Origin of the sequence: Paraburkholderia elongata, from assembly GCF_013177735.1 — a bacterium.
Taxonomy (GTDB): domain Bacteria; phylum Pseudomonadota; class Gammaproteobacteria; order Burkholderiales; family Burkholderiaceae; genus Paraburkholderia; species Paraburkholderia elongata.
The window spans coordinates 24,096-42,562 of the sequence record NZ_WOEZ01000064.1 but is presented as its reverse complement, the minus strand read 5'-3'; the positions used below and the strand labels follow the sequence as shown (position 1 = coordinate 42,562).

17 protein-coding genes and 1 tRNA gene are annotated in these 18,467 nt (G+C 63.5%); 4 read left to right on the top strand and 14 right to left on the bottom strand.

Translation table 11 applies throughout. The features are described 5' to 3' along the window. Positions 1 to 80: 80 nt before the first annotated feature. The 4 genes from mreC to rodA all read left to right on the top strand — a co-directional run bounded on the left by mreC (position 81) and on the right by rodA (position 5,321). Positions 81 to 1,178, top strand: coding sequence for a rod shape-determining protein MreC (gene mreC, locus GNZ13_RS13230; protein ID WP_172164683.1), 1,098 nt, complete (start codon positions 81 to 83; stop codon positions 1,176 to 1,178). Continuing rightward, a complete protein-coding gene (gene mreD, locus GNZ13_RS13225) occupies positions 1,175 to 1,687 on the top strand; it encodes a rod shape-determining protein MreD (RefSeq protein WP_172164680.1) in 513 nt (170 codons plus the stop codon). The genes mreC and mreD overlap by 4 nt, the downstream gene beginning before the upstream one ends. A 141-nt stretch (positions 1,688 to 1,828) precedes the next feature. Continuing rightward, positions 1,829 to 4,162, top strand: a complete 2,334-nt coding sequence (mrdA, locus tag GNZ13_RS13220; RefSeq protein WP_172164677.1) for a penicillin-binding protein 2 — start codon at positions 1,829 to 1,831, stop codon at positions 4,160 to 4,162. A gap of 10 nt (positions 4,163 to 4,172) precedes the next feature. Continuing rightward, on the top strand, positions 4,173 to 5,321 hold the full coding sequence (gene rodA / locus GNZ13_RS13215) for a rod shape-determining protein RodA (protein WP_172164674.1): 1,149 nt from the start codon (positions 4,173 to 4,175) through the stop codon (positions 5,319 to 5,321). Positions 5,322 to 5,494: 173 nt separating this feature from the next. On the opposite strand, the gene GNZ13_RS13210 is transcribed toward rodA, so the two are convergent. The 14 genes from GNZ13_RS13210 to def all read right to left on the bottom strand — a co-directional run bounded on the left by GNZ13_RS13210 (position 5,495) and on the right by def (position 18,262). After that, a complete protein-coding gene (locus tag GNZ13_RS13210; RefSeq protein WP_172164671.1) occupies positions 5,495 to 6,199 on the bottom strand; it encodes a tetratricopeptide repeat protein in 705 nt (234 codons plus the stop codon). Then, the gene (locus GNZ13_RS13205) at positions 6,196 to 6,978 is read right to left on the bottom strand and encodes an HpcH/HpaI aldolase family protein (RefSeq protein WP_172164668.1); all 783 of its coding nucleotides are present in this window, start codon (positions 6,976 to 6,978) and stop codon (positions 6,196 to 6,198) included. The genes GNZ13_RS13210 and GNZ13_RS13205 overlap by 4 nt, the downstream gene beginning before the upstream one ends. A 230-nt stretch (positions 6,979 to 7,208) precedes the next feature. Next, on the bottom strand, positions 7,209 to 7,652 hold the full coding sequence (queD, locus tag GNZ13_RS13200; RefSeq protein WP_093634683.1) for a 6-carboxytetrahydropterin synthase QueD: 444 nt from the start codon (positions 7,650 to 7,652) through the stop codon (positions 7,209 to 7,211). Positions 7,653 to 7,661: 9 nt separating this feature from the next. After that, complete coding sequence (queE, locus tag GNZ13_RS13195; protein ID WP_063494463.1) at positions 7,662 to 8,294, bottom strand: 7-carboxy-7-deazaguanine synthase; 633 nt, start codon at positions 8,292 to 8,294, stop codon at positions 7,662 to 7,664. 87 nt (positions 8,295 to 8,381) lie between these two features. Next, entirely contained in the window at positions 8,382 to 9,113 is a 732-nt protein-coding gene (gene queC / locus GNZ13_RS13190) for a 7-cyano-7-deazaguanine synthase QueC (RefSeq protein ID WP_172164665.1), read from the bottom strand. 440 nt (positions 9,114 to 9,553) lie between these two features. Further along, a tRNA-Phe gene (locus GNZ13_RS13185) sits at positions 9,554 to 9,629 on the bottom strand. 106 nt (positions 9,630 to 9,735) lie between these two features. Continuing rightward, the gene (esaR, locus tag GNZ13_RS13180) at positions 9,736 to 10,425 is read right to left on the bottom strand and encodes a response regulator transcription factor EsaR (protein WP_172164662.1); all 690 of its coding nucleotides are present in this window, start codon (positions 10,423 to 10,425) and stop codon (positions 9,736 to 9,738) included. Beyond that, complete coding sequence (locus GNZ13_RS13175) at positions 10,426 to 12,840, bottom strand: sensor histidine kinase (protein ID WP_172164659.1); 2,415 nt, start codon at positions 12,838 to 12,840, stop codon at positions 10,426 to 10,428. It lies immediately after the preceding gene. Next, positions 12,830 to 13,429, bottom strand: a complete 600-nt coding sequence (locus GNZ13_RS13170; RefSeq protein ID WP_172164656.1) for a DUF4390 domain-containing protein — start codon at positions 13,427 to 13,429, stop codon at positions 12,830 to 12,832. Before GNZ13_RS13170 ends, GNZ13_RS13175 begins: the two co-directional genes overlap by 11 nt. Beyond that, on the bottom strand, positions 13,426 to 14,865 hold the full coding sequence (gene rsmB / locus GNZ13_RS13165; protein ID WP_172164653.1) for a 16S rRNA (cytosine(967)-C(5))-methyltransferase RsmB: 1,440 nt from the start codon (positions 14,863 to 14,865) through the stop codon (positions 13,426 to 13,428). The genes GNZ13_RS13170 and rsmB overlap by 4 nt, the downstream gene beginning before the upstream one ends. A gap of 159 nt (positions 14,866 to 15,024) precedes the next feature. Beyond that, on the bottom strand, positions 15,025 to 15,882 hold the full coding sequence (gene htpX / locus GNZ13_RS13160; RefSeq protein WP_172164650.1) for a zinc metalloprotease HtpX: 858 nt from the start codon (positions 15,880 to 15,882) through the stop codon (positions 15,025 to 15,027). A 103-nt stretch (positions 15,883 to 15,985) separates the two neighbouring features. Continuing rightward, positions 15,986 to 16,627 carry a LysE family translocator gene (locus tag GNZ13_RS13155; RefSeq protein ID WP_172164647.1) on the bottom strand — a complete coding sequence of 214 codons (642 nt, stop codon included), beginning with the start codon at positions 16,625 to 16,627 and terminating at the stop codon, positions 15,986 to 15,988. Between the two features lie 113 nt (positions 16,628 to 16,740). Next, complete coding sequence (fmt, locus tag GNZ13_RS13150) at positions 16,741 to 17,727, bottom strand: methionyl-tRNA formyltransferase (protein ID WP_172164644.1); 987 nt, start codon at positions 17,725 to 17,727, stop codon at positions 16,741 to 16,743. Positions 17,728 to 17,758: 31 nt separating this feature from the next. Beyond that, positions 17,759 to 18,262, bottom strand: coding sequence for a peptide deformylase (def, locus tag GNZ13_RS13145; protein ID WP_172164641.1), 504 nt, complete (start codon positions 18,260 to 18,262; stop codon positions 17,759 to 17,761). Positions 18,263 to 18,467: the final 205 nt, after the last annotated feature.

The window sequence follows — 18,467 nt, the reverse complement described above, 5'->3', positions numbered from 1 at the left end:
GGGCCTGCCAGCCTCTGCGCGCTGAACGCGCGTCTCTCGCGCGCCGCCGTCTCACCCAACCGCTCACGCCCCCGGCGACCATGGAATACAGTCCGCCGCCCCTGTTCAAGCAAGGCCCTTCCGCCCTCGCACGGCTGGTGTTTTTCGTCGTGCTGGCGCTCGCCCTGTTGATCTCCGATGCACGCTTCAAAACGCTCGAAATCGTTCGCGGCGTGCTCGGTGCGGGTCTTTATCCGTTGCAACGCGCAGCCCTCGTGCCGCGCGACGTCTTCATGGGCGCTGCCGACCTCGCCGTGACCAGCGCCACATTACGCAGCGAGAACGACAAACTGCGCGCCAAAGATCTTCAGCTCTCGCAGCAAGCCAATACGGCCGCCGAACTGGCTGCCGAAAACACCCATTTGCGCGCGCTGCTGCAACTCTCGCAGCGCTCGACCACGCAATCGCTGCCTGCTGAAATCCAGTACGACACGCGCGATCCGTTCACGCAAAAGGTCGTAATCGGCCGCGGCGCCCAGCAAGGCGTCCAGGGCGGTTCGCCGGTCGTCAACGAAGACGGCGTGATCGGGCAGGTGACGCGGGTGTTCCCGCTGCAAGCCGAAGTGACGCTGCTCACCGACAAGGACCAGGCAGTGCCCGTGCAGATCGTGCGCACCGGCTTGCGCAGCGTGATTTACGGCACACCGAAGGGCGATACGCTCGATCTGCGCTTCGTGCCGATCAGCGCCGACGTGCAAACCGGCGACGAACTCGTCACCAGCGGGCTCGACGGCGTTTATCCGCCGGGGCTGCCGGTCGCCAAGGTCGTGCGCGTCGACAAGCAGGCCGATACGGCGTTCGCGCGGGTGATCTGCTTGCCGGTTGCGCCCGTGCGCGGCGCGCGTCAGTTGCTGGTGCTGCACTATCTGAACAACGTGCCGCCGCGTCCGGCGGAAGAGCCCGATGCGGCCACGGCCGCCAAGGACGCGAAAGCGAAGAAGGGCGGCAAGCCCGCGGACAGCAAGGCTGCGGCGGATAAATCCGCTGCGAAGCCTGCTGAAAAGCCGGCCGCTGCTGCCAAGCCCGCTGAAAAACCGCCGGCCAAAGCCACTGCCGCGGAGAAGAAAGCCGCTACCGAAAAGAAACCGGCCGCTGACAAGAGCGCGAAGCCGCAAGCCACGCCGGGGGCACAGCCATGAACCGTCCGCAATACATCCTGCAGCCGGTCAATCCGTACTTCATCGCGTTCAGCCTCGCTGCGGCGTTCTTGCTGAACCTGATGCCGTGGGGGCGCCTCGCCGGCGTGCCGGACTTCGTGGCGCTCGTGCTGCTGTTCTGGAACGTGCACCAGCCGCGCAAAGTCGGCATGGGTATCGCGTTCTTTCTCGGCTTGCTGATGGACGTGCACAACGCCAGCCTGCTCGGCGAGCACGCGCTGGCGTATACGTTGTTGTCGTATGGCGCGATTACGATCCATCGCCGGGTGCTGTGGATGTCACTCGGCGTGCAGACCTTCGCGGTGATGCCGCTCCTGGTCGTCGCGCAACTGGTGCCGTTCGTGATCCGTCTGCTGACGGGCGCGGCGTTTCCGGGCTGGAGCTACCTGATCGACGGCTTCGTCGAAGCCGCGCTGTGGCCGGTCGCCAGCGTGCTGCTGCTGATGCCGCAGCGCCGCCCGGCCGACCCGGACGATACGCGGCCGATTTAATCACGCATTGAGCACGCCGGCCGTTCCGATAGAACCTCGGTACCCGGCCCGCTCGACGCGCATCGCTGTTCATGCCTCCCGGTTCCGGCCGGTTTGGGCGCACACTCATGATGGCCGTCACGCGGCCTTTTGCAGAATCGCATGACCGAATTCAAGGACACTCAGCAACAGCTCTCGAAGTTCCGCCTGCGCGTCGCGGCGGCGGGCGTGTTCGTGTTCGTCTGCTTCGGGCTGATCGGCTTCCGTTTCCTGGTCCTGCAGGTCTGGCACTACAGCAAGTACTCGCTGCAAGCCGACGAAAACCGCATCTCGGTCGCGCCGATCGTGCCGAACCGAGGCATCATCACCGACCGTAACGGGGTGGTGCTGGCCAAGAACTACTCGGCGTATACGCTCGAAATCACGGCGTCGAAGCTGAACGACACGCTCGAAAACGTGATCGACAACCTGGCCACCGTGGTTTCGATCGACGCACGCGACCGCCGCCGCTTCAAGAAGCTGCAGGAAGATTCGAAGAATTTCGAAAGCCTGCCAATCCGCACCCGCCTCACCGACGACGAAGTCGCGCGCTTCACTGCGCAACGCTTCCGCTTTCCGGGCGTGGAAGTGCGCGCACGGCTGTTCCGCCAATACCCGCTCGGGCCGACCGCGGCGCACGTGATCGGCTACATCGGCCGGATTTCGCAGCGCGATCAGGACCGCATCGACGACGCCAGCGATCAGAACGACAGCGATCCGGACCACTACGATCCGCGCCTCGACGCGAACAACTACAAGGGCACCGACTACATCGGCAAGATCGGCGTCGAGCAGAGCTACGAGACGGAACTGCACGGCCAGACTGGTTTTGAGGAAGTCGAAGTAACCGCCGGTGGCCGGCCTGTACGCACGCTGTCGCGCACCCAGGCAACGCCCGGCAATAACCTCGAACTGTCGATCGACATCGGCCTGCAGCAGGTCGCCGAGCAGGCGTTCGCGGGCCGCCGCGGGGCGCTGGTCGCGATCGAACCGGCAACCGGCGACGTACTCGCGTTCGTGTCGGCGCCGAGCTTCGATCCGAATTCGTTTGTTGACGGCATCGATCAGCAGACCTGGGACGAGCTCAACAATTCGCCCGACCATCCGCTGCTGAACCGCCCGCTGCACGGCACCTATCCGCCGGGCTCGACCTACAAGCCGTTCATGGCGCTCGCCGCGCTGACGCTGCATAAGCGCACGCCCGGCTGGGGCTTCCAGGATCCGGGCTCGTACACGTTCGGCGGCCATACGTTCCGCAACGACGTGCGCTCGGGCCAGGGCTGGGTCGACATGAACCGCGCGATCGTGGTGTCGAACGACACGTATTTCTACATGCTTGCGCACGATCTCGGCGTCAACAACATCGCCAACTTCATGAAGCCGTGGGGCTTCGGCCAGATCACCGGCATCGACATATCGGGCGAAGCGCGCGGCATCCTGCCGTCGACGGAATGGAAGCGCAAGGCATACCGCAAGCCCGAACAGCAGCGCTGGTATGAAGGCGAAACAATCAGTCTGGGTATCGGCCAAGGCTATAACTCGTTCACCATTCTGCAACTCGCTCACGCCACGGCCACGCTCGCGAACAACGGTGTCGTGATGAAGCCGCACCTCGTGCGCGACATCGAGAATCCGATTACGAAAGATACGCGCCCGGTCGTGCGCGATCCGAGCGACAAGATCGCCGTGAAGCAATCGGACATCGACATCATCAAGCGCGCGATGGAAGGCGTCGTGACGAACGGCACGGCGTCGAAGCTGTTCATCGGGGCACCGTATCAGGCGGCCGGCAAGACAGGTACGGCGCAGGTCTACTCGCTGCAAGGCGCGAACTACAAAGGCCACGCGATCGCCGAACATCTGCGCGACCATGCGCTCTTTATCGCCTTCGCGCCGGCCGAACAGCCAAAGATCGCGCTCGCGCTGATCGTCGAAAACGGCGGCTGGGGTGCGGAGTCGGCCGGTCCGATCGCACGTCGTGTGCTCGATTACTACCTGGTCGGCAAGAACAAGCCCGGCGCAGAAGCGGCGGCGGTCGCGGCAGCGGCCTCGGCGACCCAGGATGCGTCCGCGCCTGAAGTGGGTGACGCACCGACGCCGCAGGACGCGGCGCAGCCGGTCAAGATCGCGGCGGGCTTCACGGCACTGCCGATGCCGGGCGCCGCTTCGGCCGCGGCGGCGGCTTCCGCGGCGGCGGCCGCATCGGCTACAGCCGCTGCATCGGCGGCTGCGGCCGCGACATCGCCGGCTACTGCTGCTTCCGCATCCAGCGCGTCGGCGGCCGTCGCCGCATCCGCGTCCGCCGCCACAAAGAATCCGGCGCCGCGTAAATCCGGCGCCCCGCACAAACCCCGCCCGAGCAGCGAGCCGGTACCGACCGCCGCCGCCCCGTCGCGGGATGACAGCATTCAGCCTACGTCGCCACGCCAGCCGGTTTCCGGCGGCATCGACGAGTAAGGAGAAAGGCATGCAATTCGACAAGCGCGCCTGGCTCGACCGCATCAAGCGGATGTTCGTGGGCTTTGACCGGCCGCTCGCCCTGATCGTGTTTCTGCTGCTGTGCGTCGGCATCGTCACGCTATACAGCGCGACGCTGGACATGCCCGGCCGGGTGGAAGACCAACTGCGCAACATCATGCTGACGTTCGTACTGATGTGGGCGCTGGCCAATGTGCCGCCCACCACGCTGATGCGCTTCGCGGTCCCGCTCTATACGTTCGGGATCGCGTTACTGGTTGCGGTAGCGCTGTTCGGCCTCACGCGCAAGGGTGCCAAACGCTGGATCAACGTCGGCGTGGTGATCCAGCCGTCGGAGATTCTGAAGATCGCCACACCACTGATGCTGGCCTGGTACTACCAGCGCCGCGAAGGTGTGATGCGCTGGTACGACTTTCTGGTCGGCTTCCTGATCCTGATTGTGCCGGTCGGTTTGATCGCGAAGCAGCCTGATCTCGGCACCGCCGTACTGGTGTTCGCGGCCGGCTTCTTCGTGATTTACTTCGCGGGGCTGAGCTTCAAGCTGATCGTGCCGGTGTTGATTGCCGGCGTGATCGCGGTCGGCTCCATTGCGGCGTTCCAGGACAAGATCTGTCAGCCGGAAGTGCAGTGGCCGCTCATGCACGATTATCAGAAGCACCGTATCTGTACGCTGCTCGATCCGACGTCCGATCCGCTTGGCAAGGGCTTCCACACGATCCAGGCGGTGATTGCCATCGGCTCGGGCGGCCCGCTCGGCAAGGGCTGGCTCAAGGGTACCCAGGCGCATCTGGAGTTCATCCCCGAGAAGCACACCGACTTCATCTTCGCGGTGTTTTCCGAGGAGTTCGGGCTGGCGGGCGGGATCGTGCTGCTCACGCTTTATATGCTGCTGATTGCGCGCGGTCTGTATATCGCGGCCAATGGGGCGACGCTGTTTGGGCGGCTGCTGGCCGGATCGCTGACGATGGCGTTCTTCACCTACGCGTTCGTCAACATCGGCATGGTGAGCGGGATCTTACCGGTGGTGGGCGTGCCGTTGCCATTCATGAGTTATGGCGGCACCGCGCTCACTACGCTGGGGGTCGCGATCGGCCTCATCATGAGCGTCGCGCGGCAGAAGCGGTTGATGCAGAGTTAGAGCGGGGCGGAGCTTAGGGCTTACAACTCAAGGCGCAGACCGCAGAGCCGAAGGCTGCAGAAGCGAGGGATGCCGAGCCAAATGACGCGAAGTCAAAGCAGACCACAGCTGGCCCAATAAACAAAAGGGGCGCACCGTCAGGAGCGCCCCTTTTTCATTGACTGCGGCTTCATTTACTGCGGTTTCACTTCCTTCTGATCCCGCAATTGCGCGCTCAGTTGCTGATACTTGAGCTTCGCCGCCGGATCGCCCTGTGCCGCCGCTGCCGCATAATACGCGCGCGCTACGTTCAGGTTCTTGTCGACACCATCGCCACCGCGTTCGTAGAACGAGCCGGTCACGTACTGCGCAGTCATGTCGCCACCTTGCGCGGCCTTCTTGTACCAGATGAACGCCTGCTGGTTATCGCGAGTCGTGCCGCGGCCATCGAGGAACTGGTTGGCCAGCGCGAGTTCCGCCTGCACGTGCCCCTGCTGCGCGGCCTTCAGGAACCACCGATGCGCTTCGACCGGATCACGCCCGACGAACTCACCGTCGTCGTACATCTTGCCGTACACGTACTGCGCGTGCGACATGTTGGCATCGGCGGCTTTGCGCAGCCACTTCTTGCCTTCGTCGACGTTCGCTTTGGTCCCTTCACCGTTGAGCAGCATCATCGCGTAATTGAACTCGGCAAGCCGGCTGCCGTGCTCCGCCGCTTTACGGAACTCAGCAAGCGCCGCGCCCATATTGCCGGCGTTGTAATCGGCGACCGCGTTTTGCGTCTCCGGATCGTTCGACTTCGCGACGCGGTTGTCCTGCGCATACGCCGTCACATTCGCCATCAACGCCGCTGTGACCGCCAGACGCACCGCGACGCACTGCACCATCCCCTTCATGTCCTCACCTCCTGCAACGCCTGGCGGGTCGCGCGCAACATCCACATGACGTCGGCGGCCAGAGCGATAAAACGAAAACCTGCATCGCGATGCTGCTTTGCGCTCGCGACATCCATAGCAAAAATTCCCGTGGCGATACCGGCCTTGTCGGCGGCGCTGACAATGCGCGCCATCGCCGTCTGCACGTCGGCATGCTTCGAATCGCCGAGGTGGCCAAGGCTCGCGGCGAGATCGGCCGGCCCGACGAACAGGCAATCGACGCCCGGCGTCGCCGCGATCTCCTCGACTTCCTGCAAGCCGCGCGCCGACTCGATCTGCACGATGATCGCGATCTGCGCGTTAGCAGTCTGCACGTAGTCGCGCCGCATGCCGTACGAAGCCGCCCGCACCGCGCCGGCGACGCCGCGCTGGCCGTCGAGCGCATTGGCGGTCGGATACTGCGTCAGACGCACGGCGTGTGCCGCCTCTTCCGCGCTTTCGATGTTCGGGAACATCAGCGTGCGCGCGCCGGCGTCGAGTACGCGCTTGACGAGCCACGCCTCGCTCGCGGGCACGCGCACGACCGGTTCGCTCGGCAGATGCGCGGCGGCGATCGCGCGCAATTGCGAGGTGACGTCGCCGCTATCGTTGGGCGCATGCTCCATGTCGATCAGCAGCCAGTCGAAACCGGCGTGCGCGAGCGCCTCGGCTGCAGAATCGCTGCCGAGCGAAAGCCACAGACCGAACAGCGGATCGGCTTCTTTCAGACGTTGCTTGAGGGGATTCGTGAAGGTGCTCATTGCCGCGCTCCCTGGCGATGGGACACATCGCCTGAAACACGGGTGAAGATGCTGGCGTGGCGGAACCGGCCAACGCCAAGGCCGTGACGGCCTGAATGCCTGCTGCGACGCAATGCGGTGACCGGCATGTCTCGCTCCGTGTGGTTATCGGAGCGATCATACCGTGACAATAACGCGGAGGTTGGGCCGCGGAAGTTGCGGCCGTGAGCTTGGGTCGTGCGGCCCCGAGTTTAATCGCGGACCACGTCGGCCCAACAGTTCGGCGTCTCGAACAAACGCACCTTATGCAAACGCAGATTCACGCCGTAATGCGCGTCGTAGACGTTCGCGAGGATGTCGAACGCGACGGCGGCGAGATTTTCAACGGTCGGGATGCGATCGAGCACGACCGTCTTGTGCCCCGCCATGGTTTCCAGAAAACCGCGCACCTGCGTATCGCCTTCGTAGACGAGGAACGCGTGGTCCCACTTGTCGACCAGATGCTCGACCGCGAGCGACTTCACGTCGGCGAAGTCCATCACCATGCCGCGATCCGGCGCGCCTTCAGTGTCGACCAGGTCGCCTTGCAGCGTGATTTCGAGCACATAGCGATGCCCGTGCAGATTACGGCACTGGCTGCGGTGATCGGGGATGCGGTGGCCCGCGTCGAATTCGAGTTTTCGTGTAATCGTCAGCACGGCAAATCAGGGAATGTTCAGATACTTGTGGGTCTGCATCGACAGGCGCCATTGCGGATGGCGTTTGCACCAGTCGATCGCGAGCTTGGTGTTGAGCTCGCGCGACGGGCCGTCCATCGGCTGGACGAGGAAATACTCGAAGTCGAGCTTCGCATACTCGGACAAACGCTGGTTGTCCTGCGGAATCACGACCTTCAGTTCGTTGCCCTTGGTGACGACGAGCGGCGCGTCGGCCTTCGGGCTCACGCAAATCCAGTCGATCGTCTCGAGCACCGGCAGCGAGCCGTTGGTTTCGATGGCGATTTCGAAGCCGGCGGCATGCAGCGCATCGACAAACGGCTGATCGATCTGCAGCATCGGTTCACCGCCCGTGCAGACCACGAAGCGCTCGCCCTCGCCTTCCGGCCATTGCGACGCGATCATCTGCACCAGCTCTTCGGGCGTACGGTACTTGCCGCCGTTCTCGCCGTCGGTCCCGACAAAATCCGTGTCGCAGAACTGGCAGACAGCTTCCGCACGATCTTCTTCGCGGCCCGACCACAGATTGCAGCCGGCGAACCGGCAGAACACGGCCGGACGCCCGGCATTCGCGCCCTCGCCCTGCAATGTGTAGAAGATTTCCTTGACCGCGTAAGTCATGCTGCTTTCTGCCTTGTGTTCCTGAAAATAATCGCCTGCGCTGCGCCCGCTCGCACGGTGCGCTAGCGTAAAACTGTCGTGAGACCGTCAGACCGGCTCGGTCACCTTCTCGCCGGCCAAGTACGCTTCATAACCTCGTTTGCGCAAGCGGCAGGCCGGGCATTCGCCGCAGCCGAAGCCCCATGCATGCAACTCGGCACGCTCACCAACATAGCAGGTATGCGTTTCGACGCGCACCAGTTCGACCAGTTCGTCGCCGCCCAGCTCGTGCGCGAGACGCCACGTGTCGGCCTTGTCGAGCCACATCAGCGGCGTTTCGAGCAGGAAACGCGTGTCCATGCCGAGGTTCAGCGCGACCTGCAATGCCTTCATCGTGTCGTCGCGGCAATCGGGGTAGCCCGAGAAGTCAGTCTCGCACATGCCGCCGACCAGCACCTGCAAACCACGCCGATACGCGATGGCCGCAGCGATCGTCATGAACATCAGATTGCGGCCCGGCACGAACGTATTCGGCAAACCGTTCGTGGTAGCGTGGATCTCGATCTCGCGCGTCATCGCGGTATCGCTGATCGAACCGAGCACCGACAGGTCGATCATGTGATCTTCGCCGAGACGGTCGGCCCACGCCGGAAAAGCGCGCACCACTGCGTTACGAAACCCTTCGCGGCATTCGAGTTCGACTCGGTGCCGTTGGCCATAATCGAAGCCCAGTGTCTCGACCGTTTCATAACGTTCGAGCGCCCAGGCGAGGCACGTGGCGGAATCCTGGCCGCCGGAAAACAGCACCAGAGCGCTCCGTTTAGCGTCTTTGCGGATCACCGTGAAACTCCGTGAATGATGAGTGCCACGTCGCGCTGCGCGAGGTGCGCCATGCAAGCAACGCGGCGTGACGCGTGCCGGCACTGCTGCCGGCCCAAAGCAGTATAGGCCGCGCCTTCCACATGCAGAGTCGCTGGGCGCTTATACCGTTAATCGTCGGGCGAAGGGTTCGCCACCTGTTGCAGCCTTGCCGTGTTGCGGCAGAGTGCGCAAAAGGTCCAGCTTCAGGATACGAAAAGACGAGTCTGGTGCGTTGGCGCGCCAGTGGCGCACTCGCATGCAAGTCCTTGAACTGTCGCGATTTTATCACGCGACGCCCAATGCCGCCGAGCACGCCCCGCGTGCCGCGGCAAGCAAGCCATGCCGCCACGAAGCCCGTCAGAAACCGGACATAAAAAGGAAAAGCCCCAGGAATCTTGCGATTTCCTGGGGCTGAATCCTGGTGGCCTGGGACGGAATCGAACCATCGACACGCGGATTTTCAATCCGCTGCTCTACCAACTGAGCTACCGGGCCAACGAAGAACGAAATAATATCAAAGGGTCAGCAGCACGGCAAGCCCCTTCTCGAAAAAATCTGCCGCGCCCGAACCTGCGCGCATTGCGCGTGCCGCTCCCCCTTCTCACTCTCCTTTGTTCTTACCGAGATCAACACCGAGCTGCTTGAGCTTGCGATACAAGTGCGTGCGCTCGAGGCCAGTCTTCTCCGCGACGCGCGTCATGCTGCCATTCTCGCGCGCGAGGTGATATTCGAAGTAAGCACGCTCGAACGCATCGCGCGCGTCGCGCAACGGGATGTCGAACGAGATCGACGCCGTTTGCGCGGCCAACGCACCGCTGCCCATGCCGTCCGACGACAGCATCGGCAACGCGGCAGCCGATGCCACGGCCGAAGCGCTGACCGGCAACACCGGCTTGGCGACCGCGCCGCCCGGCGCACCTGCCGCATTGCCGCGGGCCAGGCCTTGCTCGACTGCCTTCAGCAGCTTCTGCAACGCAATCGGCTTCTCGAGGAAATTGAGTGCGCCGATCTTGGTTGCTTCAACCGCCGTATCGATGGTTGCGTGACCGGACATCATGATCACCGGCATGGTCAACTGCCCTTGCGCGGCCCATTCCTTGAGCAAGGTCACGCCGTCGGTATCGGGCATCCAGATGTCGAGCAGCACCAGGTCTGGCGCCTGGCGCAAGCGGAATTCGCGCGCTTCCTGCGCGTTTTCCGCGGCCTCCACGACATGCCCCTCGTCGCTCAGGATCTCCGAGAGCAATTCCCGGATGCCCATTTCATCATCTACCACCAGGATGGTTGCCATTTACGCTGCCCTTGTCTGCACTGTTGCTTTTGTCGTTCCCTGCGACGCATTCTCATGCGTCGGCCGCGGCCCTGCTCCAGGCGCCGTAGCATCGTCTGCCAGCTGAAGGAAGAGGATCGAAATCTGCGCGCCTTCGATCACATCGCCCGCTTTCATGCGGTTGCGAATGTCGATGCGCGCGCCGTGTTCGTCGACGATCTTCTTGACCATCGCAAGACCGAGACCTGTACCTTTGGCCTTGGTCGTCACGTAAGGTTCGAATGCACGTGTGAGGATACGCGCGGGGAAGCCCGGTCCGTTATCCGATACTGTCAGACGCACCGCGACGTGTACCTTGCCTTCCGCGTCGGGGTCTCCGTATTCTACTGTCCTCGTCTCGAGCAACACATGCGGTTGTTCGACGTCGGCTACGGCGTCCTGCGCATTCTGCAGCAGGTTGTGAATCACCTGACGCAATTGCGTCGCGTCGCCGCGAATCGCCGGCAAGTCTGCGAGCTCCACTTGAATCGCGCCCTTGCCTTCCTCGATACCGTACAGCGTTAGCACTTCGCTGACCAGTTCGTTCAATTGCAGATGCGCGAGCACCGCCGGCGGCGTACGCGCATAGTCGCGGAAATTGTCGACCATCTGCTTCATCGCCGCGACCTGATTGACGATGGTGGTCGCGCCGCGCTTCAGCACATCGGCATCCGATGGCGAGAGCTTGTCAGCAAGCTTCATCTGCAAACGCTCGGCGGAGAGCTGAATCGGCGTGAGCGGATTCTTGATCTCGTGCGCAAGACGCCGCGCCACTTCGCCCCAGGCGATTGAACGCTGCGCGGAGATCACATCCGAAATATCGTCGAACACGATCACGTAGCCGGAAGTCTGCATGTCTTCCGCGTCGCGGTCAGTGGCTGACACAAGGCGCGCGCCGCGCACAAGCAAGGTGAGCGGTTCAGTCTCGCCCGGCACCTGCACCGAAAACTGCTGCTGCCAGTGGCCGCGGTCGTCGTGACCGTCGCCGCTCGCGGCTTCGCGATCGGCAAACGCCTTGCGCACCATTCCGCCGAATTCGCTCAACACGCCGATCTGCTCAAGCGCAGAACCCAGCACTTCCTGGAACTGCTGACGGAAAATCCGCTCAGCGCCGCGGTTCGCGGTGGTGAGGCGGAACTGCCGGTCGAACACGAACACGCCAGCGGTCAGGTTCGCGAGAATGCTTTCCAGATAGGCCTTGGAATGCTCGAGCGCGATGCGGTTGTTCTCGACCGCCGCGCGCGCTTCGGACAGCTGCCGCGTCATCGCGTTGAACGACTGCGTGAGAAAGCCCAATTCGTCGCGCGATTTGATTTCACGCTTCGGCGTGTAGTCACCCTCGGTCACTTCCTTGGTGCCCTGCGCGAGCAGGAACAACGGCCGCGCAAGCTGATTACCGAGCGCAAGTGCCAGCATCATCGCGATGAAGGTGGCGAGGAACAGCGCAAGCGTCAGCGTGCCGATGTACATCTTGCGCAAGCCGGTGCGGCCCAGCGCCTTCTCCTGATACTCGCGATAGGCCCGCTGCACCGCATCGGCATTACGCGCGAGCGTGGGCGACACCGGCTGCGTGAGTTGCAGGAAGCGTTCGGTGGGCTGCAGCAGCGACGCGTTCGCATCGGGAATGCGCTGCACGACGCGCAGCCGCAACGCGCCCTTGCTGCCATGCGCATGCGGATCGCCATCGAGTTCGCCTTCGATCGCTGCGTAACCGCGGCCACGCGCCTGATCGATCATCAGCGGCGTGGGCAAGTCGTTCGGCACGAGGGTCGCGTAATTGCCGGACGCCTGCGCGATCACGTGCATATCCGGCGTCGCGCCCGACATGCTGCGCGTGGGTTCGACGATCGTTGCCTCCTGCACGCCGAACTGATCGCGCAAGCGCAAGAGCGTGAGCGTCGTGCCGGCGGCATCCGCGCTTGCGAGCTGCTCGGACATCAAGCGGCCCTTGGTCTGCAGATCGGACAGCGAGGCGTCGAGCATGCCGCGGCCAAGATTCAGGCCCGAGGTCAAGGCGGTTTCGACGTTCACGTCGAACCACGATTCGATACTGCGAGACACGAACTGGTACGAGACAACGTAAATGATGCCGCCCGGCACCACGCCAACCAGCGCCATGAAGAACGCGAGTTTCGCTAATAGCCGCGTGCCGAACTTACCTTTCCTAAGGCGCGCAATGATGATGATGACGAGCGTCGCCACCACCAGCAAAAAGATCATCGCGACCACGAGGTTGGCCGCATACAGCCACTGGTAATAGCGGTCGAAGAATTCTGTATTCGCGCTCGCTGCTGCAAGCAGCACGAGCAGCAGCACGGCCGTCACGGCGACCGTGGACACCAGCACGCGCACGACGATGCTGCTGACGCTGGTGGCTCGGCGCACTCTATTTAGCACGTTCGGTCACCGTGAAGGTAAAGCGTTTCCACTCGGACGATAGGCTCCAGTCGCGGTTGTTCACCGCGTCGATCTGGAACGGCTTGGGCATCAGCGCGATGTCGAGCTGCATGCGCACCGACGCGTTGTACGTCTCCCCGACATGCACCTGATTGCGATCGATCACATGCCATGACGTAATGTGCTTGATCACGGCGAGCGCATCTTTCAGCGTCGTGAAGCCGAGCTGCAACCCACCCGACGACACGCTCGACACACGGTACTCACGCGTGAGCGGCTGGAACGACAGGCGAATGCTCTGCGACACGCTTACCGGCTGCTCGTCGAACCAGTACCAGCGTGGCCTGCTCAGTTCGAAGTCGGTCGTGAAGTACAGCGGAATGCCCTTGTTGACGGCGTCTTCGAGATTGCTGTTCAGGTCGAAGTCGAAACGCGCGTCGAGGTTCCAGCCGGTGTTGTCCGATTGTAGCGAGGCGCGCTGCACCGCGATCGAATCGGCATACGCCGCGCCCGGTACGGCGAGCCATACGGCCAGCACGATCCAGAGCACGGCAGCGAGCCGAAGCGGGAAGAAGCGTTTTATATTCACCGTTTCTGAAAGCGCGCGTAGAAAAATCCGTCGTGGTCTGAGTTCGAGCCGGCGCTGTCTTCAGCGGCGTGTCCGGCATGGGAACCGGCCGATGTGTCGGCGGGCGCGCGAGCGACTGAGGGTAAAAGTTGCCCCGGCGCGTCCAATCGTACCGCATCCTGATACTTGTTTCCAAACCACTGCGCCTGCAACTCGCCTTCTTCGGGGAAGATCGAACACGTAACGTAGAGCAACTCGCCCCCTGGCTTCACGAGCGGCCACAGCGCGTCGAGAATGCGGCGCTGCTCGGCGACCAGCGCGGGAATATCAGACGCGCGGCGCAGCCAGCGGATATCCGGATGACGTCGCACGATGCCCGAGGCCGAACACGGCACGTCAGCCAGAATGCGGTCGAACGGCTGGTCGATGTCGTCATGCCATTTTGCCGGCGCACCCGCATCGCCGATACGCACTTCCGCTTCGAGCTTGAGCCGCTGCAAGTTTTCACCAATGCGGCGCGCGCGCGACGCGTCGCTTTCGAGCGCCACGAGCTGCAGGTTGGCGAGTTCGAGCAGGTGGCCGGTTTTGCCGCCAGGCGCGGCGCACGCGTCGAGCACGCGCATGCCGTCACGCACGCCGAGCAGTTGCGCGGCGAGCTGCGCGCCGGCGTCCTGCACGGACACCACGCCGTCGTTGAAACCGGGGATGCGGTCGACCGGCATCGGTGTAGCGAGCTTGACGGCGTATTCGCCGGCTCTGCTCGCGGGGATGTGATTGTCGTGCAGCACCTGCAAATAGGCATCGACTGTCGAGCGGCGTGCGTTCACGCGCAACGTCAGCGGACCTTGCGTATTGCCGGCAGCGAGCACGGCTTGCCATGCCTCGGGCCACGCAGCTTTGACCGCATCGATCCACCACGCCGGGTAGTTCCAGCGCGCGACTTCGTCGGCTTGCGCTGCGCTCAGCAGCGCCTCACGCTCGCGCAGGAAATTGCGCAGCACGGCATTGACGAGACCCTTTGCGAACGCGAATTCACGGCGCGCGGCGATTGCGCTCACCGCCTGATCGACAACCGTGAACGGCGCATAGGCGGCGTTCGCTTCGTCGTCGACGAGCAAGGCGAGCGCACAGGCGAGCACATGACCGACGTGCGGCGGCGGCGCCTTCTTCACCAGCTTCGCGATCAGCCACTCGGCGGTCGCCAGACGCCGCATCGTGCGGTACGCGATGTCCTGCACTGCGCCGCGCGCAGCGGCGGCGCTGCCTTCAGGCGCGGAGACGAACACGGATTGCAGCGCAGCCGGCAAGGCCGCGCCGAGGCGCACGGCGCCAACGGCCTGGCCCGCGCAGTCGAGCGCAAAACCGAGCGATTCGGGCGCGAGGTGCAGCATCGACAAACGGGATTCGCGCGGACGCGCCGATGGAGTAGCAGAACGCGAAGAAGGCTTTGGAGTCATGAAAGAGGCAAAGGCAGGCCGCGCGGTACGCGCGACGCAAACAGCACACATTGTAGCGTGGCGCGGGTTGGAGGCCGCCGAGGGCGGACCGGGGGTGGTGCTCGAACAAAAAAGGCGAGCCCGCAGACTCGCCTTTCGTCACGCCGGATCAGTGCGCCGTTACTCGAAGCGCCCCGTGCGCGCCATCTCCATCAAACGCGCGATGCGTTCCTCGGTGGCCGGGTGCGTCGAGAACAGATTCGCGATGCCGCCGCCCGACAGCGGATTCATGATCATCATCTGTGCGGTGGCCGGATGCTGCTCGGCCGTGGGGAACGGAATCCCGCTCGCGTAGCGATGAATCTTGTCGAGCGCCGAGGCGAGCGCCTGCGGGTCGCCGGAAATCTGCGCACCGCCGCGGTCCGCTTCGAATTCGCGTGCACGCGAGATCGCCATCTGAATCAGCGCACCGGCGATCGGCGCGAGCAACGCAACGGCGATGCCCGCGATCGGGTTCGTCGGACGGCCGTTTTCGTCGCGGCTGCCGAAGAACATCGCGAAGTTCGCCAGTGCGGAAATGGCGCCCGCCATGGTGGCTGAAACCGTGGAGATCAGGATGTCGCGGTGCTTCACGTGCGCCAGTTCATGCGCCATCACGCCGCGCATTTCGCGCTCGGACAGCACACGCAAGATGCCGGTGGTGGCGGCGACGGCCGCATGCTCCGGATTACGGCCGGTGGCGAACGCGTTCGGCGCGTCTTCGTTGATCAGGTAGACGCGCGGCATCGGCAAATTCGCGCGGGTGGAGAGCTCGCGCACCATGCGGTAGAACTGCGGCGCACTGTTTTCGTCGACTTCCTGCGCGTTGTACATGCGCAGGACCATCTTGTCCGAGAACCAGTACGAAAAGAAATTCATCCCAAGGGCGATCACGAGCGCGATCGTCATGCCGCGCGACCCGCCGATCATCCCGCCGATCACGATGAAAAGGGCCGTGATCGCGGCCATCAACATCGCGGTTTTGACCCAATTGAACATGTCTGCAACTCCTTGCCCTGACGCGGGTTCATATCTGCGCCGCATGATCGCGGCTGCTGATTGTAAGCGAAATGTTAGATATGGGCGCGTGAGGAAAATTCAATCATCTTGATGCAGTGGCGAGCTTGAGGCCCAAGCCGACGAATGCACTGCCGACGCCGCGGTCCAGCCACTTCTTCACCAACGGCTTGCCGGAGAAACGGCGGGTCACGCTGCCGGCAATCCACGCGACAAAACTGTTCCAGACCATGCTCATCATGACGAAGACCACGCCGAGCGTGAGGAACGCCAGCGCCTTATGGTCGCTGCTCGTGGTGACGAATTGCGGAAAAAACGACACGAAGAACAGCACGACCTTGGGGTTCAGCACATTGGTCCAGAAGCCTTGCAGGAACAACTGACGCAACGATTTCGGCGCACCGGCCGCGCGCGCTTCGCCCACCGCCTGGTCTGCCGCCGGCTTGGCGAAAATCAGGCGCACGCCCAGATAGATCAGATAAATAGCGCCGACGAACTTGATGACCGTGAACGCGGTGGCCGAAGCGGCCAGCAGCGCCGTCAAGCCGAACGCACAAGCAAGCGAATGAACGCAGCAACCGGCGGAGATGCCGAGCGCGGACATCAGGCCTGCGCCCCGGCCCTGCGCGACGCTGCGCCCGACGATGTAAGCCGTATCGGGGCCGGGCGTCACGTTCAGCAGAAAGACTGCGACGACGAAAAACTCGAAATGGGTGATGCCAAACATGGGGATCCTCTAAACGCGGGCCGTTGCATAGAGGATTCTAACGCGCGGCAGGCCCGCGGCGGGGCTCTTGAACATCGGCCGAATGGACGATATTCAAGGATTGCGCAAGGCGGTTATTTTGCTTCGGGAAGCTGGAAACGCTGACCCGCGGCCAGCGTTGCGCCGGCCAGGAATTCGCGCACCGGCAAGCGCTTGCCACCGGGCTTTTGCAGTTGCGTGAGACGCAGTGCGCCTTCACCACAGGCGACCACGACGCCTTCAGGGGAGACGTCGGCGACCGTGCCGGGCGCGCTGTTGCCACGCGCCTCGACCGGAACCGCCGCCCAGATTTTGATCGACGTGTCGTCTTCCAGCGTGCTCACGCCACCGGGGAACGGGTCGAACGCGCGCACCTGGCGCGCGAGAACTGCGGCCGGCTTACGCCAGTCGAGCGCAGCCTCGTGCTTGCCGATCTTTTCCGCGTAGGTCACACCGTCCGCCGGTTGCGGCGTTGCCGCCAGCTTGCCGCTGCGCTCGAGTTCGATCAGCGCCTCGACAATCAGCCTCGCGCCGTCTTGTGCGAGACGGTCGTGGAGGGTGGCCGTGGTGTCGTCGTTGGAAATCGGCGTGCGTGCTTCGGAGATCATTGCGCCAGTGTCGAGGCCGACGTCCATTTGCATCAAGGTGATGCCGGTTTCAGCGTCGCCCGCTTCGACCGCGCGGTGGATCGGCGCGGCGCCGCGCCAGCGCGGCAACAACGACGCGTGAATGTTGATGCAGCCCAGCGGCGGAATATCGAGCACTTCCTGCGGCAGGATCAGGCCGTACGCAGCCACCACCATCACGTCGTGCGGCGTAGCGCACAACCGGTCGATAGCAGCGGCGGCTTCAGCGGGATATTTGCCGGCGCGGCGCAGCGAAGGCGGCTGCGCCACGGCAAGTTCATGCTCCTGCGCGTAGCGCTTCACCGGACTCGCCTGCAATTTCATCCCGCGTCCTGCGGGCCGGTCGGGCTGGGTCAGCACGAGCGGCACCGGAAACCCGGCGCTGTGGATCGCGGCCAGCGCGGCCGCGGCGAACTCCGGCGTACCGGCAAAGATGACGCGCAACGAATGACTCATGAACGGGGGCGGTAGGCGAGGTGGACGCGCATTACATCGCGTGGGCGAGCTTCTTCATCTTGCTCTTGATGCGCGTCTGCTTCAGCGACGACAGGTACTCGACGAACACGCGGCCCATCAGGTGATCCATTTCGTGCTGAATGCACACGGCCAGCAACCCTTCGCAATCCAACTCGAAGGTTTCGCCCTTTTCGTTCAGCGCCCGCACGCGCACTTTCTCAGCGCGCTCGACGTTGTCGTAAATGCCCGGCACCGAGAGGCAGCCCTCTTCCGAGAGCTTCTTCTCGTCGCTCGACCAGACGATTTCCGGGTTGATGAAAGCGAGCAGTTCGTCGTGCGTTTCCGACACGTCGATCACGACCACGCGTTCATGCACGTCCACCTGGGTCGCCGCGAGGCCGACGCCGGGCGCGGCGTACATCGTTTCGGCCATGTCGGCGACGAGCCGGCGGATGCGGTCGTTGACCACTTCGACCGGCTTCGCAATCTTGTGCAGCCGCTTGTCCGGGTAATTGATGATGTTTAGTAAAGCCATGATCTTGAGTGTGTTTTATAGGCGCCGCTGACCGGTGGAAGGCTAGCGTTGGCCATTCGGCCAGGTTGTGGGCGCATCGCGTTACGCAGACGATAGAGGGTGTCGAACCGGTTCGATTCAACGCGCCACGTGCGCTAAACGACGAGCCCGCGCGGGTGGGCGCGGCGCTGCAGTTATTTCGGATGATGAAAATTTTAGCATGGCG